The organism is Brevibacillus sp. NSP2.1, from assembly GCF_000470975.2.
Lineage (GTDB): Bacteria > Bacillota > Bacilli > Brevibacillales > Brevibacillaceae > Brevibacillus > Brevibacillus agri.
The window spans coordinates 2,447,536-2,473,460 of sequence record NZ_CP048274.1; the positions used below are offsets into that span (position 1 = coordinate 2,447,536).

Here is a 25,925-nt window from a genome sequence, read left to right on the forward strand (position 1 = left end):
GAGCTCATGGGAAACATTCGAGTGCTCGATGAGCAGCTCGCCAATATGATTGCGGCAGGCGAAGTGGTGGAGCGTCCGGCTTCTGTCGTGAAGGAGCTGGTGGAAAACGCGATTGACGCTAGCGCCACCTCGATTGAGATTCATGTGGAGGAAGGCGGCCTGGAGCTGATCCGCATCGTCGACAACGGACACGGGATGGATCGGGACGATTGCCTGCTCGCTTTGGAACGGCATGCGACGAGCAAAATCAGCACCCCGCGGGACTTGTTCCGGATTCGCACGCTCGGCTTTCGCGGCGAGGCGCTGCCGAGTATCGCGGCTGTCTCGCGGATGGAGCTGACCAGCAACCGTTCGAGCCGCGAGATCGGCACCCGGCTGCTGGTGGAAGGCGGCGAGGTCAGAGAGGTGGCGGATGCGGCGGCGGTGCAGGGGACGGAGATTTGCGTCCGCAGCCTGTTTTTCAATACACCTGCCCGGTTGAAGTACATGAAGTCGATCGCCACAGAGGTCGGCCACATTTCCGACTACGTCAACCGACTGGCGCTGACGCATCCCGGCATTTCTTTTACGTTGACCCACAACGGCAAGACGCTTTTGCAAACGACGGGCGACGGCAAGCTGCTGCACGTCATGGCGGCCATCTACGGCGTGCAGGTAGCCAAACTGCTCCTGCCGATTTCGGGAGAGACGCTCGATTTTCGCTGGGACGGCTTTTTGTCCAAGACAGAGGTGACGCGGGCGAACCGTTCCTATTTATCGACGCTGGTGAACGGCCGCTACGTTCGCAGCTACTCGCTCAACAACGCGATCATGCGCGGCTACCACACGCTGCTGCCGATTGGACGCTTTCCGATCGTCGCGCTGCAAATTGAAATGGACCCGACGCTGGTGGACGTCAACGTGCATCCCGCCAAGCTGGAGGCGCGCTTCAGCAAGGAAGACGAACTGTGCAGCGCGATCGAGCAGTCGGTGAAAACGACGTTGCGCCAAGGCTTGGGGATCGTACGGCCGATGGCGACCCAGCCAAAAGCGAAAATCTCCACGCAAGTCGTGCAGCCGCAGTTTGACCTGACATTTACGAAGCCAGCCATTGAGAAAAGCTCGCTGTTGGAGGCTAGTCCGAGGTTGCAGGAATGGATGGCGAAGCAGGAGAGCAACAAGGCGCAGGCGGGGCAGCCAGCGGGCATGGCAGACGCGGCAAGCCCTGCACACCTGGCCAACGCGGCAAGTCCTGCAAACCCTCTCTCTCCTGCCGGCCTGTCTTTCCAGGAGACGGAAAAGAAAACGGTACACGAGGCCGCTTCGCCCTATCCGCGTCCAGAGCAAGCTTTGCAAACTGGTGTTGGGGGCGGGGAGGCAGCAGGGCATACGGGGACACAAGCTGCGGCAGCGACGGGGAGCGCGTCTGCGGGTGTCGGCGAAGGGAACGAACATGGTCAATATCGCGAGCAAGACTATGCCCAAGCCCTAGACCAAGCCCAGGCTCAAGCTGGGACTGGGACGAATGCCCAGACTCTAGCTGCAGCCGAAACCCACGCACAGCCCGAAGCGGTTCAGCAACAGCCGCAGCTCCAGTCTCAGCGCTTCCAGCCGCTCAACCGAGCCGAGGAAACGGAGCCAGTCGCGCAGCCGATAAACGCACAGGCAGGGACAGCGGAACCGCCGACGGGCGCAGCATGGGCCCAAGCTGACGTCACCCGGCTTGACGAGCCAAGCGAACAGCAAGGCCAGGCGGCAACTCCAGCAGCACCAGCCAACGAAGAAACTACTACGTCGGCTGTTCCCGTCATGTACCCGGTCGGACAGGTGCACGGAACGTACATTGTGGCGCAAAACGATACGGGGATGTATTTGGTCGATCAGCACGCGGCGCAGGAGCGGATTTTTTATGAATACTTCATGGCCAAGCTGGCCGAGGAAGGCGTCGCGAGCCAAATGATGCTGTTCCCGCATACCGTCGAGGTGACGGCAGCAGAGGCAGCGCGGCTAGAAAAACGGTTGCCGCTGTTGCAGTCGTTTGGCCTGGAGGTCGAAGCTTTCGGCGGGCGAACGTTTATCGTGCGCGCGCACCCGCACTGGTTCCCGGAAGGAGCCGAGCTGGAAGTCATCGAGGAGCTGATCCAGTTTGTGCTGGAAGCAGGCGAGCACGGACAGGCTAGTGTCGTCCAGATGCGGGAAAAAGCCGCGATCATGATGTCGTGCAAAGCTTCGATCAAAGCCAACCGCTATTTGACGCACGCAGAGATGGAAAGCCTGCTGAACCAACTGCGCGAGACGAGCAGTCCTTTTACATGCCCGCACGGCAGACCGATCGTCATTCACTTCAGCGGCTACGATCTGGAGAAAATGTTCAAGCGCGTCATGTAGGCAAGCGCACAGACGCGAAGCAAACACCCCCCTTAGATGCTCTAGGGGGTCTTTCTGACTGAATCGGAAAGCATAAACGGCAAGAACAAACAACCCGATTCAGCAAGAATAACCTTCCGCTAAAACGCGTTCGCTCATCCTTGAGATGGCCGCGATAAAGGTTTTGTTATGGCTTGTCGGCAGACCGCTTTGTTTTCTCCTTGTAAAAAAATTCACAAGCCCGTAACTGGCGGAAGAAAACGTGATATGATAGCAGGTGATCGGACAAAAGTTTGGTACAGATTCTATTTGACCGCCAAATTAATCCTGCTTACAATAAAAGAGTTTCCGTCCAACAGGACGCAGACACACGGAAAGGAAAGCGGATACGTGATCGTAACGACGGGACTTGAGCCTGCTGAGGACACCTTGCGCCATGCGCTGGCATTGGCCGATGCGTTTGGCGTACCTGTAGTGAGACGCGGTGACTTTTCCCTCAGCCAGCTACGAAAACGGCATGGCGACGACGAAGTATTGGTCGTCTCTGCGCAAGGAGCGCGCCTGGAGGTGCCGGGGAAAAAGCCGTTCTTTTTTCACCCGAACACTGCGGCTTTTCGTATAAAGCGGCTGATGCGCGGCGATACTGATACTATGCTTGTTGCTTGCCAAATTCAACCAGGGGATGAAGTGTTGGATGCCACGCTCGGACTAGGGGCGGATGCGATTGTGTTTTCCCATGCGACAGGAGCAGAGGGGAAAGTGGTCGGCATCGAATCTGAACGAGTGCTTGCTATCATGGTCGAAGATGGACTCAAGCACTGGGCGTCTGACTCGGAACAACTGGAGAGAGCCATGCGTCGTATTGAAGTGCGGTGCGAAAACCATCTGGAAGTCTTGCAGGGATTGCCGAGCCGCTCTTTCGACGTCGTTTACTTCGATCCCATGTTTGAAATGACGGTTCACAGCTCGCAAGGAATCGCAGGAGTGCGCGAGTTTGCCAACCCGCAACCACTGACGGAGCAGGCCATTTCAGAAGCGCTCCGCGTAGCGAGAAGACGCGTGGTTATGAAGGAAGGAAAAACAGGCAAAATCTACGAGCGTTTTGGCTTCGTTCCATTTCGCTCCCGCGGCCAACAGGTCGTGTACAGCTACAAAGAGACAGGTGGAGGGGAGTGACCTTGCAGCAGAAAGAAAAGCTAGTCGTCATCATCGGCCCGACAGCAGTCGGCAAGACCCAACTGAGTCTGGATTTGGCCCAGCAGTTCAACGGCGAGATCATTTCCGGGGATTCCATGCAAGTCTACCGCGGCATGGACATCGGGACGGCCAAGGCAGAGCCTGCCGAGCTGGCGCTGGTGCCGCATCATCTCATTGATATCAAAAATCCGGACGAAGAATATTCTGTCGCCTTGTTCCAGGAAAGCGCCACCCGGCTGATTACGGAGATCAACCAACGGGAACGCCTTCCTTTTATCGTAGGCGGTACGGGTCTCTACATAGAATCGGTTACCCATCGGTTTCAATTTTCGCAAGCCGCCCAAGATCCGGAGCTGCGCGAACGGCTGCAGCGTCTGGCAGATGCGGAAGGCGTGGAAGCGCTGCACGCAAGGCTCGCTGACGTTGACCCGATTACAGCACAGCGCTTGCACCCGAACGATGTAAAACGGGTAATTCGCGCCTTGGAAATATACGAAAGCACGGGCTACAAAATGTCGGACTTTCAACTGCGGGCGCAGCACTCTCCGTACGATCTCGTCATGATCGGACTCACGATGGAGCGTGCCGTGCTGTACGAACGGATCAATCGCCGCGTCGAACTGATGATCGAAGAGGGGCTGGTCGAGGAAGTGCGCGGGCTTTTGGACAAAGGCTACGACGCTTCCATGGTGTCGATGCAAGGGCTGGGGTACAAGGAGTTGATCCCTTACCTGTACGGCGAAATTACGCTGGAAAAGGCGATCAACGACATCCAGCAGCGGACGCGGCATTTTGCCAAACGGCAGTTGTCCTGGTTCCGCCGCATCCCGGAAGTGCAGTGGTTTGACATGACCGATCCGGCTGGTCAAGCGAAGTCCGTGGAAACTATCAAGCAGATATTGGCAGGAAAGTTTCAACAATTGCCGAATATATAACATACAAGTCCTTTTAGGGGGTAGTGTACATGAAACAGACGATCAACATTCAAGATACGTTCTTGAATCATTTGCGGAAAGAAAACATCGCGGTTACCATTTACCTTGTGAACGGATTTCAATTGCGCGGGTATATTAAAGCGTTCGATAATTTCACGATTGTGATTGATAGCGAAGGCAAGCAACAATTAGTATACAAGCATGCGATCTCCACTTTCACTCCGCAACGCCCTGTATCGCTCATGTCTTCGGAAAACAACCAGCAATAAATCGCAAAACGCTCTGCCCACCAGCCAGGACTCTTGAAGTCCTGGTTTTTTCTTTTAGAAACCAAAAGGAAAAGGCGCCACAAAAGGCTTTCAGCGTCTGCACGGAAAGCCTTTGCGGCAAACCTGTTTATGAAAAGCTACAGATAGCGGGCGATCATCCGCACAAGCTTGGCAGGGAACTCGTGAAGGTTGGTCATATCCAAAAAACGTTCCTTGCCGTAGATGCCGCTAATCACCTCCTTGTCCTGGCCGATTGCGGCGGCAAGAAAGGCAATTCCTTTCCGTTCGTATTCCTGGATCGTTTGCTTCATGTCGGCAACGGCATAGCTTCCGGTATAGTCGTCCATCGCTTTCGGCTGCCCGTCGCTGATGCTGATGAGCAGCTTGGTCTGCTGTCGGCAAGCGGCCAGCCGTTCCGCCATAATTCGCAGAGCCATTCCATCGCGATTATTGCTTCTGGCGCGAATTTGCATCAGTCGGAAACGGTCGCTCGCGTCCGGTTTGTCCAGGTCTACATAGGCGAAGATGGACATTTGCTCCAAGCGGGAAACATCCGCGGTATCGCCAAAGATCAAAACAGAAATCTGGCAGAGCTGGCAAAATTCATACACCGCGATGACGGCCCGCTTGGCTGCTTCCAATCGCCCGAAGGCAGACATGGAGGCGGATTCGTCTACCCTTAGGCCCACTACCAGCGAAGGGGATTCAGCGGGCGGGCGCTTTTTGGCAAAATATTTGTAATCCCTGTAAGCGACGCTGTCTGCCTGAAACTTGCTGCCATAGTAACAATTCCGCGAAAAGTCGGAAGCCAGCTCATGCTCCAGGTAGGGCATTGTTTTTCTGGCAAGCTGTTGCACGATCGGCATCAGTTCTTTGCTCAGACGGACGTATTCCTGTTGGTCCTCCTGATCGTAGTCCGGACGGTGCACAATCAGCTTTACTTTTTTATGGATGGAATCAGCAACGACTTCTCTTGCCGCTTGATTCAGCTTTTTACGGAAGTCGCGTTCCTTTTGTTTTTCATCCTCCTGCAAAGGCGCTGGATTGGCCTGATGATAGCGGGGAGCTCCCGAAGTGGAGGTTTTTGTATGGGCAAAATCATCTGCCATATAGGAAGAGCCGTTGTCGTCGCTGTCGGCTGATTTTTTCAGGGCGATTCCTTTTTCAGCCAAGCCGTTGTCCATGTCAAAAGCCGTGTCGTCTATTTCTCCCGAAGTCTTGATTTCGATAGCATCCGGAGATTCTCGTTTTTTTTAGCTCCAGAGAGACTGCTTCTAAGCTGGCGAATAATCCTTGCTGGATAAGTGCTTCTTCCAGAAGCCGAATTTCTTCCGAGTCGGTCGTTATTTTGTAAATGATCTTGTGGTAAAGCGATTGTTTTGCGGAAGCTCCGCTGGCGATGGCATCTGCCCAGTAGAAGAAGGAGCGCATTCCCGCCACGCCTTTGATCGCGTTAGCCCGTGCGGTTTTGTCCAAAAGCAGAATCACATCCGCCAATACGGCCAGCATCTTCTCGTCATGAAAACCGGGCTGCCATCCAGTTCCAGGGCAGAGTTTAACGTCATTAACACCGCAGCGTCACGAATAACGTTCGGTTCCTGAATTTCCAATAAATATCCCTTTTGATAGGCCCTGACGATTTCGGAAGGGTAAAAGCGGTACTCGACATTTTCCCCCACGGTTTGTTCCGCCGCAAGCTTCAACAAATGCTTCATTATCCGTCAACTGTCTGTCCGGTGACAAATGATAGAGACTGTTTTCCGTCATTTTCTTTTCCTCCGAATCGTAGTTATGTGGTGCGATTCTCGCCCCTGCGCTTCTTCTCCACGACGAGGGGGAGCAGCAGAGCCGCACCGACGAAAATGAATCCTCCGCTTGCGGCATAGACCGCGCCAAGGGAGAACATCTCCTTGAGATAGCCGGACACGGACATGCCGATGACCATCATCCCCATGAAAACAGGCGTGATCGTGCCCGATACGCGGCCGATCAAGGCGCCTTCCGTGTTGCGGACGAGCAATCCACCCGCCGTTCATCAGCACGAGCAGCACCGCACCCACGGACAGGGCAGACAGTAGATCGCTCCAGACCATCGTCCGCTTTGGCTGCCAGCGATCGGCAAAAGTTCCGCCAATCAGCCCAAACAAAAAGATCGGAGCGAACTCTGCGACCGAGATCAGCGATACGTAAACAGGATTGTTGTTCGTCCATTCGCTTACGAACAGCAGAACGGCAAAATTCCGGACCCAGATGCCCAACTGCAACAGCACGCGGGAAAGGATAATCGTTCGTACATCAGGATTCCTGAACAATGTCAATACCCCATATCTTTTAATAGTCTCGCTAATGCGTGCAGACGTTCGCCTATCAGTTCATCGTCTTCGCTCAACACGCGGCTGAATTGCTTGATATCGTCATGAAGCGTGTCATTGTCCGTGCAGATCGCCACGTTCAACGCATCGCCTTGCAGAGCAATCCTGTCGATAACGGGCTTTTGCGGGTCGTAAAAATGCTCGTATCTGTATGCCTCGCGAAAATGGTTCAACGTGCGGCAAACGAGCAGCGACAGATCGAGAATGCGATGGAGCGGGAGTTCCTCCGATTCCGTCGACCAGGCTTCGCCTGTGGATTTCCATGCTTTGGCAGCGATGGCGGCTTTGCCGGTGTCGTTTTTCGCAGCCAAGCCAAGCGAAAGCGCTTTGACATCCGTATTTCTGGCAGAATGGCCGTCAACCCGATCGTAGTTTTCTGACACGACGACAGGCTTGTGTTGTGAAGTAGTTGGTAGTTTCATTTTCTTTCCCTCTTTCCTTTTCGAAATTACTGCAAAGTGTAGCGGAGATTTCATCGCGAAGCAACAGTTTTTTGTTAGGATTGACAAACATTTTTGTTTTGTGTTTATTATTATACAAACCAAACAGCAAAATGTTTGTTGTTTTTTTCTTCCCGGTTTCCTGGTCCGTCTCCTTTGTCGAGACGGAAGCCAGGCGAAGCTGATGTTCGAAAATCGCACAGGAAGTCGAATACAGGCTACAGGTGTAGCGGCGCGAAAAGAGAGGAGAAACCATGAAGCGGAAAGATGAACTGAAACAGGCGTTTAAAGAAGCGAAGACAGAGGCAGGGGTGTATCAAATTAAAAACACCCGAAATCAAAAAGTGTGGATTTGCAGCACCCGCAATCTGAAAACGATGAACGGAAAGCTGTTCACGCTTAAACTCGGTTCCCATATGAACAAACAGCTTCAAAGCGAGTGGGACGAGTACGGAGAAGAGGCGTTCGTCTGCGAAGTGCTGGAGGTTTTGAAGAAGAAGGAAGAGGGATACTTTGACGAAAAGGAGGAGCTTGAGAAAATGGAGCAAAAATGGCTCGACAAGCTTCAGCCGTACGGAGAACGCGGATATCACCAGAAGAAAAAGCAGTAGCAGCAGGGGCGCGGTGCCTCCGTAGCTAACCGAGTTTGCTCGCCAAAATAAACGAGGGCCAGTCTACACACGTTTTCGCGCGTTTCGACTGGCCCTCTGGTCTGGCCCTTTACAATCTACAAGCCAAGGAGCAGTTATTGCTTGTCTTCAGTAAAAATCTGGAAGGTGATACCGAACTTGTCGCGCACACTGCCATAGGCAGGGCTGAAAAATGTCTCTTGCAGAGGCATATGTACTTGCCCGTCCTCTTGGAGTGTGGCGAAGATGCGCTCCGCATCAGCTTTGTCCCCTATGGAAATGCAAATGGTCACCTGATCGCCTACTTGGTGAGGCAGTCCTGGGAACGTATCGGAAAGCATCAGATGGCTCTCGCCAATTTTGAGGGTGGCATGTCCCACGAGATTTTTCGCTTCCGCAGGCAAAGGGTACTCAGGGTTTTCCGGCATTTCGCCAAAGGTCTGCTTGTACAGCACTTCGGCACCCAGTGCTTGTTCGTAAAAGGCGATTGCTTCACTTGCTGTTCCGTTCAGGACGAGATAAGGGATCAAACGCAAAGTCATTGAGGAATCATCTCCTTGGGATATGGGCTTGTTTATGGAGGGAGCAAAAGCAGCGGCTTCTCCATATCCAGATTGTACCATAAAGAACGTTTGTTCGTAAACAGGGGGTTAAAAAACCGAGGACTGGCAAAGCGTCCTCGTCTGGCAGGAAAAGCTTTTTATGCCGCCGTCTTCCTGCGAATCATCAGGAGGTAGCAGAGGATGGCGCCGAGTGTAGCGAGCGCGATGACGATCCCCATCGGAACGGCTGTGCCTTCTCCGCCAATCCCGACCAACGGCGCGACGATTCCGCCGCTGATGAAGGAGAGCAGACCTTGCAGGGCAGAAGCGCTGCCTGCGGCCTTGCTCTGGTTTTGCATCGCCAGCGAAAAGCCTGTCGCACCGACGATCCCGACGCTCGATACGACGAAGAACAGCGGAACGAGGACAGCGACCAGCCCGGCCTGGAGCAAGATCATAGCGAGCAGGGCGACACCGCCGACTACGGCCAGCGAGATGCCGGTGACGAACAGTTTCGTTTCTTTGACTTTTCCTGCGAGCCTTCCGGTAATTTGACTGGCAATAATAATTCCGAGCCCGTTCATGGCGAAAATCATGCTGAAGCCTTGCGGAGAGACGCCAAAAATTTTCTGGAAGACAAACGGCGAGCCTGCAATGTAGGCGAACATCGCGGCTGTGACCAAGCCTTGCGACAAGGCGTAGCCCATGAATACCCGGTCTTTCAGCAGTCCGCCAAACGTTTTCAGCGTGTTGCCAATCCCGGCTTTGGAGCGGCGATGGACGGGCAACGTCTCAGGCAGGCCAAGCACGACGACAAGCAGCATGATGGCACCGATCAGCCCGAGCGCGACAAAGACGCCGTGCCAGGTAGTAAATTCCAGCAGTTGACCGCCGACAATCGGCGCGGCAATCGGCGCGATCCCGTTGATGAGCATTAGCAGGGCAAAAAATTTGGTCAGCTCGGTCCCGGAATACAGGTCGCGAACAGTCGCGCGGGCGATGACAATCCCCGCCGAGCCGGCCAGCCCCTGAACAAAACGAAGAAAGACAAACGTGTAAATCGAAGGCGCAACCGCACATAAAAAAGAAGACAAGGCATACAAAATCAGTCCGATCAAAAGCGGCATTCTCCGCCCGCGCACGTCGCTGATCGGTCCGGCAAAAAGCTGGCCGACCGAAAGCCCGATCAGGCAAGCGGTGAGGCTGAGCTGGGCCAGTGAGGTGCTCGTATGCAGGTCATCTGCGAGCAGCGGCAAAGCCGGCAAGTACATGTCCAGCGACAGCGGGCCGAATGCCGAGAGGGAGCCTAAAATGGTCGCGATCCACAGACGGCGCGACTTGCTGCCGGCAAGTGACGAGGAATCCAGTTCTTTGGCTACATGGTTCAAAGCAATGTTCAAACCTTTCTCTTGTGGAATGGGGAGAGCGACAACACCTGGCTACTCGTTTGGTTCAGCAGATGGCTCCGTATTTTCCAGGTAAAAGGTTTGCAGGTTGTTGTGCATTCTTTCCAACATGCCTTGCAAGACGATTTTTTCTTCGTCTGTAAAGCACTCGAAGCATTTCAGTTCGAGAATGCGCAGCGCTTCCTTGACGGCTTTTGTCGCCAGCCGCCCTTTGTCGGTGAGGAAAACCCGGGAGATGCGCTGGTCGCGCTCGTCGGCGCGCCGTTCAACCAGCCCGCATTTTTCCATGCGATTAATCATGACCGTAAGCGTTGCGGGTTTTACCTGGATACGTCGGGCCAGCTCCTTTTGCATCAAGCCGTCTGTTTTGGCGAGACGCATCAGGAGAATCGGCTGCCCTGGGTAGACGTCGTAGTTTTGAATGAGATATTCAACGTTTTTCTTATGAAGCTTCATCACATGGCCCATCGCATGTGTCAAAGCAGTAGAATAATCAAATTCCACCAAAGTACCCCCGTTTTGTTAGCTGGCTAACTAAAAATTAATGTAAATGACTCTCAATCCACAGTCAATACTGATCTATTATACAAAAACGAAGCACGTTCGTCATGAGGGAGTAAAAGAATGTTGTCTCCGAAGGAAGGAGAGAAAGTAGCGGTTGTAGAAACTAACCATTCCGAAACAGGAAAGGACAGGGTGACAACGCGATGATTTTGAATGAAAAAATAAAAGCGGCGGAAGTCAGCCTGACTGGCGTGAACGGAGAGGACCTCGGGATCGTCGACACGAAAGTCGCGCTGCAAATGGCGAAGGAGCAGGGCGTCGACCTCGTTTGCCTTTCGCTCGCCGCAAGCCCGCCGCCGTGCCAGTTGGTTGGCCGCACGAACTATAAAGAGCAGCTCAACCGCGAAAAGGCCAAGCAGCGCAAAGAGGAAAAAGGCAGAAAAGTAAAGGAGCTTCGCTTGAGCGCCTATATCGAAGAGCACGACTACGATACGAAAAAGCGGCAAGCGGAAAAAATTCTCGCGGCAGGGGACGCGGTGCAATTGACCGTGCGCCTGGAGAAAAAAGAAAGCCAGGAAGCGAAAAAATTGATCGAGCAACTCGTAAAAGAGCTTGCGCATTGCGGCGTGCAGGAAAAAGGCATTCAAGTAAGCGGCAAGCAAGTGGTCGCTGTCCTGCTTCCGAAGGAGCAATAGCTGTACGGGAAGGCCCGGCTCGTAGTGACAGATGGTATTGTCGCTTCGGCCGGGCTTTTTTTCGCAAGTGTAGCCATTGGCTTGCTTGCCGCGTCTTTTTCTAATAGAAAAGACAAGCAACCACCAAACAGAAAAGCGAGTGATTTCATGCCGTTTACCTTTTCGCACCCGGCGATCGTCCTGCCGCTGCGCAGACTGGGATGGGTATCCTTTCCGGCTCTCGTCTTTGGCAGCATGGCGCCGGATTTTGAATATTTTTTGCGCATGCAGCCGTGCAGCGTCTACAGCCACACGCTGCTTGGCCTGTTTTGCGTTGATCTTCCGCTCGTGATCGTCCTGTATGTTTTGTACCGCTACATCGTCGAAAAAGGACTGCTCGCCGTCTTGCCGCTGTGGGCGGCAAAAGGCTTGGCTAGCGGGCGGCCGCAGACACGAAGCCGCAGGCGGACGTGGGTATCGCTGGTAGTGTTCGCTTACTCCGCGCTGCTCGGAAGCTACAGCCATATCGCCTGGGATGCTTTTACCCACGACGGAGGCAGCATGGTCGAACGGTTCGCTTTTTTGCAACAGCGCATCCCGCTCCTTTTTCTCGACGTGCCTGTCTACAAGCTGCTACAGCACGGCAGCACGCTGCTGGGCGGGCTTGCCATCGCGTTTGTGCTCTGGCGCACCGGACGCAAGAACGATCACGTCGAGATCAAACAGGCCACACTGTACGGAAAAGGGCTGTTCTGGCTAGGAGTGGCTGTAATCGGACTGGGCGTCGTCGTTTGGCATGCCTTTTTCGTGAAAGGGGTGTCTCCCCTGATTCATCCGTTGCAGCAGGTCGTTCCTTTTCTGTCCGGAAGCCTGCTCGGGATTTGTCTGCTTGCTCCGCTGGCGAATCGGCCAGGTTTGAAAAAATAGGGCAGGTTTGCCTAGCTTCTGAGTATATTAATGTATGGCTGAAAAAGCATGTATTCGCACTGGCCCAAACTGGATGACACTTTTGAACATAAAGCATGGCTGCGCATCTGTAAGGACTGACAGGCAGGGACGAACGAACGTTTAGAGTGATGCACAAAGGCAGGTGACCGAACATGAGACATTCGGAAAGCAGTCTCTCCATTGATCCCAGCTCTGCTTCCACCTCTTCCAACTCAAACAGGATTCAAGTCGTTTTCAAGCGCAACGATTTATCCATCAAGAAGCCCGAAACGCTGCCCGAATACGTAAATGCATCCGCACCCAGCGAATTGGCCTCCTTGTTTGATGAGCTTGAAAATTTGATCGGTCTGCAAGAAGCGAAGAAGACCATGTATGAGATTTACGCGCTGATAAAAATCAACAAGGAACGGGAAAAGCATCACCTGAAAATTGAAAAGCAAGTGTTTCATATGGTGTTCAAAGGCAACCCGGGCACGGGCAAGACGACGGTTGCCCGTTTGTTCGGCAAAATGTTCCGCGAAATGGGCATCTTGAGCAAAGGCCATCTGATCGAAGTGGAGCGGGCCGATCTGGTCGGTGAATTTATCGGCCATACGGCGCAAAAAACGCGGGAACTGGTCAAAAAGGCACTCGGCGGCATTTTGTTTATCGACGAGGCGTATTCGTTGGCCAGAGGGGGCGAAAAAGACTTCGGCAAGGAGGCGGTTGACTGCCTGACGAAAGCGCTGGAAGACTCGAACAAAGATTTCATTTGTATTATTGCCGGGTACAACGACGAAATGGAGCAGTTTCTGGAGCTGAACCCCGGCTTGCCTTCCCGTTTTCCGGTTCACATCAACTTTTCCGATTATAGTGTGGAAGAACTTTTGGACATCGCCACTCTGATGACCCGCGAAAAGGATTTTGAGCTGACGAGAGAAGCGAAAGAAAAAATCCGCCGTCTGCTGACCGGAATCGTGAATGACCCGTTCCAGCAAAATTTCAGCAACGCTCGGTTCGTGCGCAATTGCATCGAGAAAGCGATCCGGGTGCAGGCGGTCCGGCTGATGAAAGCAAACGAGCTGACGCGGGAAGAGCTGCAGCGGCTAAGAGCCGAGGACTTTCAAGTGTGACTTCTCTACGATCCATCCGATCCCTCCGCTGCGGGGGATTTTTTTACAGATAAGAATTCTAGAAGCTTCTTATCCAGTATAAGGGCAACTAAAGCTGCACCAAAGGCTTGGCGCAGCCAAGTTTTCTAACCCTGCGCTTTGTTCTGTAGCGAATAGGGGCGGGGTGCATCGCGACCGTAACGAAATGGGCAAAATGTGGTATGATAGGGAGAAGAAAGGGCGTGAATCGGTGAACGAACTTATCAAAACAAAAGAAACTGCGATCTTGGTCGGGTGCTACCTGGATGGCCGTGATGAGGAACGGACACGTCTCTCCATGGAAGAACTGCACGAGCTGGCTGAAACGGCTGGCGTCGAAGTGCTCGATGTCGTGACGCAAAACAGAGATCGAATCGACTCTGCCTGGTATTTGGGGACGGGCAAGATTGATGAAATTGCCGAAAAGGCGCATGAGCTGGATGTGGACGTCATCATTTTCAACGATGAGCTGTCCCCGAGTCAGACGCGCAATCTGGACAAAATTTTTGATTGCAAGGTCATTGACCGGACCCAGCTCATTCTTGATATTTTCGCGGGGCGAGCGCAGTCGCGCGAAGGGAAGATTCAGGTCGAGCTGGCCCAGTACAACTATTTGCTGCCGCGTCTTGCGGGCCAGGGCAAGCAGCTTTCCCGGCTCGGGGGCGGAATCGGGACGCGCGGTCCGGGTGAATCCAAGCTGGAAAGCGATCGCCGCCACATTCGCAAGCGGATCAGCGAGCTGAAGCAGCAGTTGGACGACACGGTCCGGACGAGACAGCTCCATCGGGAACGCCGCAAGAAAAACAACGTGTTCCAGATTGCGCTGGTCGGCTATACGAACGCGGGCAAGTCGACGATCCTCAACCAGTTGACACAGGCCAACACGTTGCAGGAAGATAAGCTGTTTGCCACGCTGGACCCGACGACCCGCCAGCTCGTGCTGCCGAGCGGCCTGGAAGTGCTGCTGACGGATACAGTCGGCTTCATTCAAGATTTGCCGACGAGCCTTGTCGCCGCTTTTCGCTCCACACTGGAGGGCGTGAAGGAAGCCGACCTGATTTTGCATGTCGTCGACAGCCACCACCCGGATTTGCGCGTGCACATGGAAGTCGTGGACAAAATTTTGCGCGAGCTGAAAGCAGAAGAAATCCCGCAGCTCGTCGTATTCAACAAGGCGGACTTGCTGACCGAAGGCGCCTACCTGCCGCATGCAGACGAATCCATTCTCGTCTCTGCCATTCGCGAAGAAGATCAGCAACGGCTTTTGGCGAGGATCGAACAATTTGTGCTTTCCTCTTATAATGAAATGAAGTTGCGCGTCCCGGTCGAGCGCGGGGACATTTTGTCGCTCTTGCACCGCGAAGGCGTGGAGATGGAGCAGCAATTTAGCGAAGAGGAAGAATCGTACCTGGTCACCGTGCGCGTGAACCGGGACAATCCGATCTACGGCAAGATCGCTCCTTTTCTCCTGGACAAACCAGAGACTGTTGAAGAGAGTTGGTAAGATAGCAGATGTTTCAATACTTTTCCCACGGAGAAAAGCTTCGTCCGCTCGTACTGGAAGTAGAAGCGACGATCTCCGAAAGACATCGTCAAATTTCCGCGCTCGTGGACACCAATCAGTTGAAGGTGTTGCGGTCTTTTCAAAAGCATGAAGTAAACGAGTTTCACTTTTCACCGTCAACCGGCTACGGCTACGACGATTCCGGGCGGGCTACGCTGGAATCAATCTACGCAGACGTTTTTGGCGGAGAGGCGGCACTGGTTCGGCCGCACATTATATCCGGCACGCACGCGATTGCCATTTCCTTGTTCGGCATGTTGCGTCCTGGCGACGACTTGCTCTACATCACGGGCAAACCGTACGACACCTTGGAGGAGGTCGTGGGGGTGCGCGGCGAAGGACAAGGCTCGCTGAAAGACTACGGCATCGGGTACAGCTTCGTGCCGCTGACGCCTGAGGGCGAGATTGATTTTCTCGCGGTAGCGCAAGCGATCACGCCGAATACAAAAGTAATCGGCATCCAGCGTTCGCGCGGCTACGCGGATCGTCCGTCCTTCACGATCGCCAAAATCCGGGAAATGATTCGCGCTGTCAAAGAAATGAAGCCGGATGTGATCGTCTTTGTCGACAACTGCTACGGCGAATTTACGGAAGAGCAGGAGCCGCTGCACGTGGGCGCGGACATCATGGCCGGCTCCCTGATTAAAAACCCGGGCGGCGGGCTGGTCAAAACGGGCGGCTACATCGTCGGCCGGGAAGACCTCGTCAAGCTTGCTTCGTACCGGATGGCAGCGCCAGGCATCGGTGCGGAGGGCGGAGCTTCGCTGTACTCGCTGCTGGAAATGTACCAAGGCTTTTTCCTTGCGCCGCACGTCGTCGGCGAAGCGCTCAAAGGCGCGGTGTTTTCATCGGCTCTCTTGGAGCGCCTCGGCTTTCAGACAAACCCGCTCTGGCACGAGCCGCGGACAGACTTGATTCAGTCTGTCGCCTTTGGCAGTGCCGAGCGACTGATTGCCTTTTGCCAAGGGATTCAAAAGGCAGCCCCGGTCGACTCACACGTGACGCCGTATCCGAGCGAAATGCCCGGCTACGCAGACCCGGTCATCATGGCTGCGGGGACGTTCATTCAAGGGGCGAGCATCGAGTTTTCCGCAGATGGCCCGATTCGTCCCCCGTACCTCGGCTTCGTGCAGGGCGGTTTGACGTATTCGCACGTCAAAGTGGGGATTTTAACGGCATTGAACGGCATGCTGGAAAAAGGCTTGCTCGACCTGCCTGAAAAGTAAACCGGGTACAAGCGACGGCGCGGTCATAGACGAGACGGCATTCTCTACGCAGGGGATGCCGTTTTTTTGCGGCTGACACGCCGGAGAGCGGGTAGCTCCCCGCAGGAAGCGCCGACTGCGGAAAAAGCAAGCGGCTCAATGTCCTCATGAGGCGGTTTTAAGCGAAAGCGCCGGGGTTCGAGTGCCTGGCAGCGCGGGACAAACGTGGATTTTTACCAATGCGGGTCACTTTCTGCGTGATATTTTCTAACATCCGTTGACAGTGTTTATGCTTTTGCATAAAATAAGGCATAAGGATAACGATAGAGGAGGGACAAGTCATGAGTGATGACCTTCGCCGGAATATGGCCCTCTTTCCCATTGGGATCGTCATGAAGCTGACCGATCTCACTGCGAGACAGATTCGCTACTACGAGCAAAATGACCTGATTCAACCGGCTCGCACGGAAGGGAAGCAGCGGCTTTTCTCCTTCAATGATGTAGACCGACTGTTGGAGATCAAGGAACTGATCGAAAAAGGACTCAACATTGCCGGCATCAAGCAAGTGCTGAAGCTGCAAGAACCGGTCACCGAGCCGACGGAGATTACGCAAACGTCCGAAGGCAAGCGCAAGGACATGTCTGACAAGGAACTGCACCAGTTGCTCAGACAACAGATCATGTATCGCAATGCTGCCCGCCCAGGCGAGGACGCATTGATTCGTGGAGAGCTATCCCGCTTCTTCCACTGATATAAAGTTGTGAGAGAGACAGGAGGAGAGAAATGTGAGCAAGTACACAAGAGAAGACATTATGCGATTGGCCCAGGAAGAGGACGTGAGATACATCCGTCTGCAGTTTACTGACCTGCTGGGGATTATCAAAAACGTGGAGATTCCTCTGTCCCAACTGCCAAAAGCGTTGGACAACAAAATGATGTTTGACGGTTCTTCCATCGAAGGGTTTGTTCGTATCGAGGAATCGGATATGTATCTGGTACCGGACCTGGACACCTGGGTTGTATTCCCGTGGGGCAACGAGCATGGGAAAGTTGCACGTCTGATCTGTGATATCTATATGCCGGATGGCTCTCCGTTCGAGGGTGACCCTCGCTATATTTTGAAGCGCGCGTTGAAAGAAGCAGAAGAAATGGGCTTCTCTGCGTTCAACGTGGGACCAGAACCTGAATTCTTCCTGTTCAAGCTCAACGAAAAAGGCGATCCTACGCTCGATCTGAACGACCAAGGCGGCTACTTCGACTTCGCTCCGCTCGACACCGGCGAAAACTGCCGTCGCGACATCGTATTGACCCTGGAAAAAATGGGCTTTGAAATCGAAGCTTCCCACCACGAAGTAGCGCCAGGCCAACACGAAATCGACTTCAAATACGCGAACGCGCTGCAAGCAGCAGACCAGATTTTGACTTTCAAGCTGGTTGTAAAAACGATCGCGCAAAAACACGGCCTGCATGCAACCTTCATGCCAAAACCGCTCTACGGTGTGGCAGGCTCCGGTATGCACGCGAACCAATCCTTGTTCCGCGGCAACGAAAATGCGTTCTACGACGAGACAGACGAAATGGGCCTGAGCCAAACAGCGAAGCATTACCTCGCAGGTATTTTGCAGCACGCTCGCGGCTTCACAGCGATCACCAATCCGCTCGTGAACTCGTACAAACGTCTGGTACCTGGCTATGAAGCACCTTGCTACGTGGCATGGTCGGCGAAAAACCGCTCTCCATTGATCCGTATCCCAGCCTCCCGCGGCATGGGAACCCGTATCGAAGTGCGCAGCCCAGACCCGGCAACAAACCCGTACCTCGCTTTGGCTGTCATGCTGAAAGCCGGCCTGGACGGCATCAAAAACAAAGTGACTGTACCACCAGCGATCGACCGCAACATCTACGTGATGACCGAAGAAGAGCGCGAAGCAAACGGCATCGTCAACCTGCCAGCTACGCTCAAGGAAGCGATCGAGTGCCTGAAAGCCGATCCAGTAATCTGCGAAGCCCTGGGCGAGCACGCGCTGGTACACTTCATCGAAGCAAAAGAAATCGAGTGGGATATGTTCCGCACACGCGTCCACGACTGGGAGCGCGAGCAGTACATGAGCACTTACTAAAATGGAAAAATCCCCTTGCGCCTGCTGGTGCGAGGGGTTTTTGCTCTTGTGGGCAGCTTTCGAAATTCACGTCGATGTATTGCTTTTGCCCACAATTCGCCCACAAATTTTCTAGTTGTAGATTGTTAATATGTGTTTTTCAAATTTGTCCATCCTATCTGTTTTAATTTTTTGGAAATGTGGACGAACATATCCGGCAGGTTGGGATATCACACCAGCACCTGCAAACGGACCAGGCGAGACTGGGAAAGTATGCTCCACTAATCGTGGAGCTTTTTTTATTTGCATGTTATTCGTTTCATTTCCGCCTCCATTTCATTGCGTAAGAATGCTTTCGCTTCTTCGTTTCCGGTAAGCTCCAGCAAAATCGGGTTCTCTTCGCTGCTTGCAATGACCGTAAACGTTAAAAACGGGCAGCATTTTCGCTCCAGCCGCACCCATTCCTGCACAAGCCGTAACGTATCTTGATCCCCCGGAAATTGATACTGAACCCCTTTTTCAAGCTCCGCAATGCTAATCCTTCTCGAATCAAGCTCTTCCCAAATGCTTTTGTACTCCACTCGCTCCGCTTCCGTAAAGACTGTGTGGCAACAAGCGATAGGCATTTTTGGGCTCATTTTGTCTTCCCCTTTCACGTTTCAGCAAGAATGCCTGATTTTCTACAAGCTGAACGCCCAGAGCTACCGCACCACTGACTGGAAAAGCACAAGCACAGAGCGTATGCAACTAGCAACTGATTTCATTTACAGCACCTTCCGCAAAGAGATATAATCGAATCGTAAAACTTAAAGTTAACTTTAAGTCAAGGGGGGAGTTGTTATGTCTGGACTTAGCATTGGGCAACTTGCGGCAAGGGCAGGGGTAAACGCATCGACGCTGCGTTACTATGAATCCGTTGGCTTGCTTCCTGCTCCGGAACGTCAAAATGGGCAACGCCGGTATGATGAACAACTACTCGAACGTATCAGTTTTATCAAGATCGCGCAGCAAACAGGCTTTAGCATCCAGGAAATCGCGATTTTGCTAGAAGGTTTTGAAACCAGTGGACCACTGTCTGAGCGCTGGGAACAAATGGCGAAGCAGAAACGCTCCCAACTTGAGGAAAGAAAAAAACAGCTTGATTGGATGATACAAATATTAGACAGCGGGCTAAGCTGCAAATGCCTTACGTGGTCGGAATGCCTGAAAAAAATAGAAACTACGGGTTCGCGATAGGAAAGGGCTGGGCGAGAAATGATTTCAAGAGAACAATTAGAAAAGAATCAAGTGTGGCTTTATGCGTTCGTGCTCGTGATTGCTGCTGGATTCGGGTTGTTATGGCCAGAATCAGGCGAGAGCCTTGATCGTACGATTTCGTTCGTGCTTGCCATCTTGATGTATGGAATGTTTGCCCAAATCCCTTTTTTTCGTTTAAAAGAGGCACTCTCGAATCGAAAGTTTATGTATGCGCTCCTTCTCGTCAACTACATAGCCGTACCAGTCCTTGTCTGGGGGTTAACGCGGTTTCTTCCGGCCGATCCAGCAATCTTGTTAGGGGTATTTCTTGTTTTGCTTACCCCCTGCATTGACTATGTGATTGTCTTCACCCATCTTGGGCGTGGGAACGAGAAACTCGTGTTGGTTTCAACCCCGATCCTTTTTGTCACCCAAATGCTTTTTTTGCCCGTTTATCTATGGCTTTTTATGGGCGAGAAAGCAGCAGAAATCGTGAGTGTCGGGCCATTTCTCGAAGCGTTTTTCGGGCTTATTGTCGTCCCGCTGATTCTTGCTCTACTTACGCAATGGTGGTCAACAAGACAACCACGGGGAGAACGGTTTCTTGATGCGACAGCATGGCTGCCTGTGCCTTTTATGGCGCTAACGCTTTTTGTTGTCGTTGCCTCGCAAATTGCCAAACTGTATAGCTCTTTTGATTCGATCATCCAAGTGATTCCTGTCTATGCAGCATATATGGCGATTACACCGATTATTGCGCGGATTGTTTCCCATCTATTCCGTTTGGATACCGGAGCAGGGCGAGCTTTGATTTTTAGTGCAGGCACGCGTAACTCTCTGGTCGTTCTTCCGTTTGCACTGGCGCTGCCGGAACCGCTAAACGGAGTGGCGTCGGCAGTGATCGTGACGCAAACCATTGTAGAGCTGATTGGGGAGCTAGTATATATTCGGCTGGTTCCAAAGGTGCTTTTGCGAGGGGCGGAGGGAATTGCGGAGAAACAAAAGTGATTCGTTTACATAAATGAGTTAGTAGAACATTTTTTATTGGGGTTTTAACGAGGCTGATCCGCTCCTGCAACCAAGAGTGGGAGTGGATCAGAAGGAACTGGCGATTTCCTGCTTTCCGGACTAGCTAAAAAGAGAGAAAGCAGAAGCTACCATGAAAACAGCACTCAAGCTGCTTATAATGAAAATAGTCCCTCTTGTTCTTTTTGACCAGAACGGATTGAGCCAGGAGGGAATCCGAGCATTGTTGGCGAGGAACTATTTCTGGCGCTTTTTCACGAACAGCACAGCGCTGCAGCGACGACGCCTGCGAGGTAAATAATTGCGTACGATATGGCGCGCAAATAAGACAACTCTGAAGGAGTTCCGTTATAAATGGCGGTAGTAGCCGAGACGAGGATGATGCCGATGACGTAAACGGCCAGCCCGATCAAAATGCTTTTTCCCATGTCAATCTCTCCTTTGTGGCCTAGCTAGTGAGAGCATAACATGAATAAGGATTCTTTTCTATTTTTTGTAAAGGGTACAAAATCAAAAAGATAACATTGTTTCTTATAGGAAAGGAACCTTTATGAACCCGCAACTAAAACAACTCCTGCTCCACTTCGACGACGCAGCCGAATGGTATGCCCCGAAAGACTTCGATTACCGAAAAGAAATGCAGCAAGTAAAAATGGTAAAAGCCCGCTTGGAAGCTGAAACAGACAACCGTTTCGAACTGGACGACTGCGTACAGGACGCCTCGTTTTTCGCAGAGATGTACATCCTGGAAAAAAGCCAACACGATGCGAAAGCGAGCGGGGGAAGCTATGCGATGTGCTACGAGCTGGCGATCCGCTTTTCGGCCTTTGGACGGTTCGTGACGATCCATGGCGCTTTTGACGAGACGGGAAAGCAACCAGACCTGAACCGCATCATCGCCACGCTGCAGGAGAACGGCTACCGCTACATCCCCGCAGACGAGCTGAACACCTTGTACGATGGGAAAAATCAAGCGATGATCGGCGAATACACCTGGTGGAACCGATTTTTCGACTACTTGTAACAGCCGCATCCTTCTTTTGCCCGCCGCTTTGGACGAACCATTTTTGTCTAGCGGGGCTTAACCTATCCGATCCACGTACATTCAGTTCGCCCGGCATGCCGAAACAATCGTTATCTCGCTTCCGACCGGCCTATCTGGCTGTACCATGCTCAAGCCAATGGAAGCTGAGAGGGCAGTTCCCCCGCCTAAACAGCGAGTGGCGGAACAGTTTGGATGTACTCGCCACGCTGGCAAAATAAGAGAAACGCTAGCAACTCCCGTGAAAAAGATTAACCTCACCTAACTTTGGTCAGGAGACAGCAAATAGAGAAGCAAAGTATAGTAAAGGTACCCGAAAGGAAAATCCTCCCTTTCCGTTGATGGACGCCATTGTCGATGAAAATCGCCCTCCTGATGGCGTGGCCTTTGTGGAAGCTCTATTTCTCCGCGCAGTTTTCGCAAAGATAGCGGGCTTCATCAAAGATTCGGTCAAAAGAACGAATGCATCCTCTCGCCCGTTTGCCGTCAACTGCCCCTTGAGTTGCTTGAGGGGTATTTTTTATGAAAACGGCTCCTTGTTCGCTAAGCTTGAACAAGGAGCCGCCACTGTTTTTCGCGCATGATCGTGTTTCTGCTCATTTGACCATCGTAGCCAGAAAATCATGCAGTTTTTCCAGCGAACGAATATTTTGATTGCAAGTGACGCTGTCTTGACACAAGTAGTTTCCTTTTTTCAAATACGTGCCGTCGCCCGCCCCCCGCGCTTCCAGGACGAACATGCCGATGTCGGTAATTTTGTTGCAGATCGCACAAATCCCTTTTTTGGGCAGGGGAGTAAAAACGCCGTGAATGCCGATCAGCTTGTCAGGGTAGTAGGCGATAATGTACTTTTTGTCTGCCCCGCTGTCGAACCAGCTTACATACGACGTTTCGGCATACGGGATTTCCGCTGTCGCAGGCGGCTTGAGCTTCTTGACCTTCGGGAACATTTTTTTGATCGCTTGCTCGGTCAAAGCGGGAAAAGGGATGATATACGGCGAGAGCCGCAGCAAAAACTGTTTGGCTTCGTTCTTTTCCTTGATGGCTGCGAGTGGCGCAAGCAGTTGTTTTTGTTCCTCTGTCATGCCGGGGAAGAGCTGGAACACGGATTCCTGGGCGATTTCTTTGCGGGCCCGGATGACGTTAGGGTCTGTGCTGCTTGTGTATGCGTTCAACAAGGTTTGCACCTGTGCTTTGATGAAGTGATAGTGGTGGGGTGAAATAAATGGTTGCATCTTTCTGGTTCCTCCTTGCAGCGTACTCCGTCGGGCGTGAGGAGTCGTGATGGTGTTTGTACCTTCTACTGTAAAAGGAGCGGAGTGCGCTGCAAAGGGAAAGAACGATTGTAAAAAGAACTCGGCATAGGAAAAGCACTGACCGTCTCGTGGACGCGCCAGTGCTTTTGTCTATTTGGCATACACAATCTTTTTGATCGTTTCCGTCGAGAGAAAGTACTGCTCGGCCAGCTCCTGGATGGAGGCGCCTTCGCGAAAAGCGTTGCGGATCGCGCTGTTGCGTTCATCCAACTGTTTTCTGCCGCCGGTCCGGGTCCCCCATTTGTGATGGGCCGTCTTCGGTTTCGGAATGTAGATGATTTCTCCCTGCACGTACTTTTGGATTTCTGCGATCAAGGTTTCTGGCAGCATGCTGGCTGCATTCACATATTTCATTTCCGCTCGCTCCTTATTTTTAAAGTGAAAAATAAGGGGCAAAGCCAGGAAATAAGAAATGAGATACGTTAGAGAAGGCGATGAATTGTCTAAACGACTGTCCACCTCATGCAAAGTATCGCCTTATTCCCAGGCTTTGCATGAGACGCTGCAGTATCTGGCAAACCAATTCCATTCACCAACCACACACCCCCTCGTTCGCGTTTTCTCCCTGCGCGCCGCCAAGTGCCCGCGCAGTAGTTCCCATTATAAATCATCTGTCCGCCATTTGCACCGCGGCTCTGGCGATTTTTTCGCCACGCGCGCGCCGTCCGCCTATGCGACAAAGGAGCGGGGGACTCTTTACCTGGTCACAAGAGTGCGGAGCTGTTCTTCCGTCCACTTTTCCACATCCAGCAGCGCCTGGTATGGATCGTCTCCCGGAATGTTAAAATAGGAGGCAAAAGCAGGTTCGGTTTTCAGGCCGTCTTGCTTGAGCTGGCGGATGGCGCGGAGGGCGTCAGCGCCACCGAGCAGCAGCAAACGGTGCTCGACGACCATGTGCCGATACGCATTTTGCTGTTCGACCGGGCGCGGTTGGGCAAACAGCTCAAACCAGAAGCCGCAGGCAAAAAACGCAATCAGGCAGGTGGGCACGCCTTGCACGAGCAGACGAGCTTCCTCGTAGCCTTCATACGCCGCATACGAAGCGCGGACGACGTCGGCAAACTGCTCGAGGTCGTGGCACTCGCAAATAATGTCCAGATCGCTGTCCGCAATGTCGATGTCCAGAGGGATCGTACCTGCGAGCACGGGATCGAACGCTTGCAGCCGCTGCATGACCGCGGATTGGGCGATGGCCTGGCCCGCAGCTTTTTGTTTCGGTGTCCCGTTGTGCAAATAAGATAGGTCGCGCCAGTTTCGCGTCATAGTAACCCTCCGCTTTCGTTAAAATAGGCAGGTACTCCTCGCAGACGGCCTCACGGATTCGCAAAAGAAGAGTGCAACTTCAATCGGCTTTTTCTCGTATTACCTATGTGAGAGGAGTGCATAGAGAATGGATATTGTTCTTTGGATTATCGTGTTGGTGCTTTTCGCGCTAAGTATCGCCGGTATATTTTTGCCAGTACTACCCGATACGATTTTACTGTGGGCAGGCTTTTTGCTCTACCACTTTTTCATAGCCGATCCGGGAGCGGGGTTGCCAGCGTCTTTCTGGTGGGGGATGGTGGTGCTCAGTATCTTGCTGTACGGTGCGGATTTGTTGACCAACATGTTTTTCGTGAAAAAGTACGGCGGCTCCAAATGGTCTTCGGTGGCTGCGGCCGTAGGGATTGTTCTCGGAATCTTCGTGTTCCCGCCGTTCGGGATGCTGATTATGCCGTTCGTGCTCGTGGTGCTGGTGGAGTTGCTCGTGCAAAAGCAGCCGATAGAGAAAGCGGTAAAGGCAGGCTTTGGCTCGCTGATCGGCTTTTTGGGAAGCGCAGTTGTCAAAGTCGTGTTGCAGGTGAGCATGATCGTCTGGTTTTTCCTTGCCAGATAAATATAATGATAGAGACGAAAAAGGACAGCGGAGGCTGTCCTTTTTTCATGCGCTGGAACGATTAGTGGATGAGGCGATAGACGCCAATGACTTTTCCGAGAATGGTGACGTTGTCCAAAATGATCGGTTCCATCGTCGCGTTTTCCGGCTGGAGGCGGAAGTGGTTCTTCTCTTTGAAAAAGCGCTTGACGGTCGCTTCGTCTTCTTCTGTCATGGCGACGACGATATCGCCGTTGTTGGCGACGTGCTGCTGGCGCACGATTACGTAGTCGCCGTCCAGGATACCGGCGTCGATCATGCTGTTCCCGGAAATCCGCAGCATGTACACCTTGTCTGAAGTCACGATATTTTCTGGAAGCGGGAAGTACTCTTCGACGTCCTCAATCGCGGTGATCGGCTGCCCGGCGGTTACTTTCCCGATGACGGGAACGCGAACGACAGAGTCCTCGAAGTTGTCCTGGAAGCGGTCTTCCTCAGACAGCAGTTCGATGGCGCGAGGCTTGGTAGGGTCGCGGCGGATCAGCCCTTTCTTTTCCAAGCGCGCCAGATGACCGTGCACAGTAGAGCTGGAGGCAAGTCCGACAGCTTCGCCGATTTCGCGGACGGATGGAGGATAGCCTTTGTCCCGGACTTCCTTGCGAATAAATTCGATTATGGCTTGTTGTCTGCTGGATAATTTTGACATAGAGAGACACCCCTGATTTCTCGAACATGTTTTCCTATATTATACCATGGGAGCTTGCGTTCGACAAACATAAGTTCGATTTTGATGCGAACAGGAATTTTTGACAGGGTAAATGCATTTGATTCGACAGCATCGGCCAAATCTCGAAAAAAGCGCGGGCGGGCGGCCGGAGCCGTAAGTTGCAGCCGTTCCATTGTAATAGAGCCGGGCTAACTCCAAGTCGGCAAACAGTTCCATCGTCGCGGAGCCGGGCTTACGTCGAGCCACAAGCCGCTCCACTGTCGCAGAGTCGAGCTCACGTCAAACCGCCAGCCGCTCCAGTACCGAAGAGCCGAGCTTACGCCAAGCCACAAACCGCACCAACGCGGCACACTTGGACTTCTGTTCAGGTAGCAAGCAACCAGCTAGAAACGAGCTAAATCCACCCCAATAGAGTCGCCCGGCAGCGTCATCCGAAGCAAAAACGGCTGCGCACAGCAGCTC

General features: G+C 52.9%; 29 protein-coding genes and 1 pseudogene. 16 read left to right on the forward strand and 14 right to left on the reverse strand.

Annotated features, from left to right (window positions below):
- Positions 1–6 precede the first annotated feature (6 nt).
- The 4 genes from mutL to hfq all read left to right on the forward strand — a co-directional run bounded on the left by mutL (position 7) and on the right by hfq (position 4,747).
- Positions 7–2,367, forward strand: coding sequence for a DNA mismatch repair endonuclease MutL (gene mutL / locus M655_RS12305; protein ID WP_026557299.1), 2,361 nt, complete (start codon positions 7–9; stop codon positions 2,365–2,367).
- 369 nt (positions 2,368–2,736) lie between these two features.
- Entirely contained in the window at positions 2,737–3,522 is a 786-nt protein-coding gene (locus M655_RS12310; RefSeq protein WP_025846033.1) for a class I SAM-dependent methyltransferase, read from the forward strand.
- A complete protein-coding gene (gene miaA / locus M655_RS12315; protein WP_005835646.1) occupies positions 3,519–4,478 on the forward strand; it encodes a tRNA (adenosine(37)-N6)-dimethylallyltransferase MiaA in 960 nt (319 codons plus the stop codon). Before M655_RS12310 ends, miaA begins: the two co-directional genes overlap by 4 nt.
- 29 nt (positions 4,479–4,507) lie before the next feature.
- Positions 4,508–4,747: an RNA chaperone Hfq gene (hfq, locus tag M655_RS12320; RefSeq protein ID WP_005835647.1), complete on the forward strand. Its 240-nt coding sequence runs from the start codon at positions 4,508–4,510 to the stop codon at positions 4,745–4,747.
- A gap of 137 nt (positions 4,748–4,884) precedes the next feature.
- Here hfq and M655_RS12325 read toward each other — a convergent pair whose 3' ends face one another.
- The 5 genes and pseudogenes from M655_RS12325 to M655_RS12340 all read right to left on the reverse strand — a co-directional run bounded on the left by M655_RS12325 (position 4,885) and on the right by M655_RS12340 (position 7,541).
- The gene (locus tag M655_RS12325; RefSeq protein WP_235694684.1) at positions 4,885–5,931 is read right to left on the reverse strand and encodes a vWA domain-containing protein; all 1,047 of its coding nucleotides are present in this window, start codon (positions 5,929–5,931) and stop codon (positions 4,885–4,887) included.
- 1 nt (position 5,932) lies between these two features.
- Complete coding sequence (locus M655_RS28325; protein ID WP_025846027.1) at positions 5,933–6,256, reverse strand: hypothetical protein; 324 nt, start codon at positions 6,254–6,256, stop codon at positions 5,933–5,935.
- Between the two features lie 280 nt (positions 6,257–6,536).
- A complete protein-coding gene (locus M655_RS28330) occupies positions 6,537–6,767 on the reverse strand; it encodes a hypothetical protein (RefSeq protein ID WP_007786926.1) in 231 nt (76 codons plus the stop codon).
- Positions 6,763–7,059: pseudogene (locus M655_RS28335) on the reverse strand (MFS transporter); the annotation flags it as partial. The gene M655_RS28330 and the pseudogene M655_RS28335, both read right to left, overlap by 5 nt.
- 2 nt (positions 7,060–7,061) lie before the next feature.
- Positions 7,062–7,541 (reverse strand): DUF6530 family protein, encoded by a 480-nt coding sequence (locus tag M655_RS12340; protein WP_005835649.1) that lies wholly within the window; start codon positions 7,539–7,541, stop codon positions 7,062–7,064.
- Positions 7,542–7,813: 272 nt separating this feature from the next.
- Between M655_RS12340 and M655_RS12345 the strand changes: the two genes are divergently transcribed.
- Complete coding sequence (locus tag M655_RS12345; protein WP_005835651.1) at positions 7,814–8,170, forward strand: GIY-YIG nuclease family protein; 357 nt, start codon at positions 7,814–7,816, stop codon at positions 8,168–8,170.
- 134 nt (positions 8,171–8,304) lie between these two features.
- Here the strand turns inward: M655_RS12345 and M655_RS12350 are convergent, their stop codons facing one another.
- The 3 genes from M655_RS12350 to M655_RS12360 form a co-directional block, all read right to left on the reverse strand.
- Positions 8,305–8,730: a VOC family protein gene (locus M655_RS12350; protein WP_026557297.1), complete on the reverse strand. Its 426-nt coding sequence runs from the start codon at positions 8,728–8,730 to the stop codon at positions 8,305–8,307.
- 158 nt (positions 8,731–8,888) lie between these two features.
- A complete protein-coding gene (locus M655_RS12355; protein WP_025846021.1) occupies positions 8,889–10,118 on the reverse strand; it encodes a multidrug effflux MFS transporter in 1,230 nt (409 codons plus the stop codon).
- A gap of 51 nt (positions 10,119–10,169) precedes the next feature.
- Positions 10,170–10,640 carry a MarR family winged helix-turn-helix transcriptional regulator gene (locus M655_RS12360; protein ID WP_005835655.1) on the reverse strand — a complete coding sequence of 157 codons (471 nt, stop codon included), beginning with the start codon at positions 10,638–10,640 and terminating at the stop codon, positions 10,170–10,172.
- Positions 10,641–10,843: 203 nt separating this feature from the next.
- Between M655_RS12360 and infC the strand changes: the two genes are divergently transcribed.
- The 7 genes from infC to glnA all read left to right on the forward strand — a co-directional run bounded on the left by infC (position 10,844) and on the right by glnA (position 18,282).
- On the forward strand, positions 10,844–11,335 hold the full coding sequence (infC, locus tag M655_RS12365; RefSeq protein ID WP_005835657.1) for a translation initiation factor IF-3: 492 nt from the start codon (positions 10,844–10,846) through the stop codon (positions 11,333–11,335).
- A 147-nt stretch (positions 11,336–11,482) separates the two neighbouring features.
- Entirely contained in the window at positions 11,483–12,241 is a 759-nt protein-coding gene (locus M655_RS12370; RefSeq protein WP_026557295.1) for a DUF4184 family protein, read from the forward strand.
- Between the two features lie 173 nt (positions 12,242–12,414).
- Positions 12,415–13,374: an AAA family ATPase gene (locus M655_RS12375; RefSeq protein ID WP_005835660.1), complete on the forward strand. Its 960-nt coding sequence runs from the start codon at positions 12,415–12,417 to the stop codon at positions 13,372–13,374.
- A 229-nt stretch (positions 13,375–13,603) separates the two neighbouring features.
- A complete protein-coding gene (gene hflX, locus M655_RS12380; protein ID WP_025846016.1) occupies positions 13,604–14,896 on the forward strand; it encodes a GTPase HflX in 1,293 nt (430 codons plus the stop codon).
- An 8-nt stretch (positions 14,897–14,904) separates the two neighbouring features.
- On the forward strand, positions 14,905–16,182 hold the full coding sequence (locus M655_RS12385) for a methionine gamma-lyase family protein (RefSeq protein ID WP_007786938.1): 1,278 nt from the start codon (positions 14,905–14,907) through the stop codon (positions 16,180–16,182).
- Between the two features lie 320 nt (positions 16,183–16,502).
- Entirely contained in the window at positions 16,503–16,913 is a 411-nt protein-coding gene (locus M655_RS12390) for a MerR family transcriptional regulator (RefSeq protein WP_005835664.1), read from the forward strand.
- 34 nt (positions 16,914–16,947) lie between these two features.
- Positions 16,948–18,282, forward strand: a complete 1,335-nt coding sequence (gene glnA / locus M655_RS12395) for a type I glutamate--ammonia ligase (protein WP_005835665.1) — start codon at positions 16,948–16,950, stop codon at positions 18,280–18,282.
- A gap of 278 nt (positions 18,283–18,560) precedes the next feature.
- Here glnA and M655_RS12400 read toward each other — a convergent pair whose 3' ends face one another.
- A complete protein-coding gene (locus M655_RS12400) occupies positions 18,561–18,899 on the reverse strand; it encodes a hypothetical protein (protein WP_238504402.1) in 339 nt (112 codons plus the stop codon).
- Positions 18,900–19,101: 202 nt separating this feature from the next.
- On the opposite strand from M655_RS12400, the gene M655_RS12405 reads away from it, so the two are divergent.
- Positions 19,102–19,497 (forward strand): MerR family transcriptional regulator, encoded by a 396-nt coding sequence (locus M655_RS12405; RefSeq protein WP_007786942.1) that lies wholly within the window; start codon positions 19,102–19,104, stop codon positions 19,495–19,497.
- 18 nt (positions 19,498–19,515) lie between these two features.
- Positions 19,516–20,505, forward strand: coding sequence for an arsenic resistance protein (locus tag M655_RS12410; RefSeq protein ID WP_026557292.1), 990 nt, complete (start codon positions 19,516–19,518; stop codon positions 20,503–20,505).
- Between the two features lie 272 nt (positions 20,506–20,777).
- On the opposite strand, the gene M655_RS12415 is transcribed toward M655_RS12410, so the two are convergent.
- Positions 20,778–20,951, reverse strand: coding sequence for a hypothetical protein (locus tag M655_RS12415; RefSeq protein ID WP_286086011.1), 174 nt, complete (start codon positions 20,949–20,951; stop codon positions 20,778–20,780).
- A gap of 122 nt (positions 20,952–21,073) precedes the next feature.
- Here M655_RS12415 and M655_RS12420 point away from each other — a divergent pair, with 122 nt between their 5' ends.
- Positions 21,074–21,547, forward strand: a complete 474-nt coding sequence (locus M655_RS12420; RefSeq protein ID WP_005835811.1) for a hypothetical protein — start codon at positions 21,074–21,076, stop codon at positions 21,545–21,547.
- 614 nt (positions 21,548–22,161) lie between these two features.
- On the opposite strand, the gene M655_RS12425 is transcribed toward M655_RS12420, so the two are convergent.
- From M655_RS12425 to M655_RS12435, 3 genes are all read right to left on the reverse strand, one after another.
- Positions 22,162–22,800: a FusB/FusC family EF-G-binding protein gene (locus tag M655_RS12425; RefSeq protein ID WP_025846005.1), complete on the reverse strand. Its 639-nt coding sequence runs from the start codon at positions 22,798–22,800 to the stop codon at positions 22,162–22,164.
- Positions 22,801–22,971: 171 nt separating this feature from the next.
- Positions 22,972–23,235 carry a CD3324 family protein gene (locus M655_RS12430; RefSeq protein WP_005835805.1) on the reverse strand — a complete coding sequence of 88 codons (264 nt, stop codon included), beginning with the start codon at positions 23,233–23,235 and terminating at the stop codon, positions 22,972–22,974.
- Positions 23,236–23,577: 342 nt separating this feature from the next.
- Entirely contained in the window at positions 23,578–24,144 is a 567-nt protein-coding gene (locus M655_RS12435) for a DUF4269 domain-containing protein (protein WP_026557290.1), read from the reverse strand.
- Between the two features lie 127 nt (positions 24,145–24,271).
- Between M655_RS12435 and M655_RS12440 the strand changes: the two genes are divergently transcribed.
- Complete coding sequence (locus tag M655_RS12440; protein WP_005835801.1) at positions 24,272–24,757, forward strand: DUF456 domain-containing protein; 486 nt, start codon at positions 24,272–24,274, stop codon at positions 24,755–24,757.
- A gap of 61 nt (positions 24,758–24,818) precedes the next feature.
- Here the strand turns inward: M655_RS12440 and lexA are convergent, their stop codons facing one another.
- Positions 24,819–25,442 carry a transcriptional repressor LexA gene (lexA, locus tag M655_RS12445; RefSeq protein WP_005835798.1) on the reverse strand — a complete coding sequence of 208 codons (624 nt, stop codon included), beginning with the start codon at positions 25,440–25,442 and terminating at the stop codon, positions 24,819–24,821.
- Between the last annotated feature and the right edge of the window lie 483 nt (positions 25,443–25,925).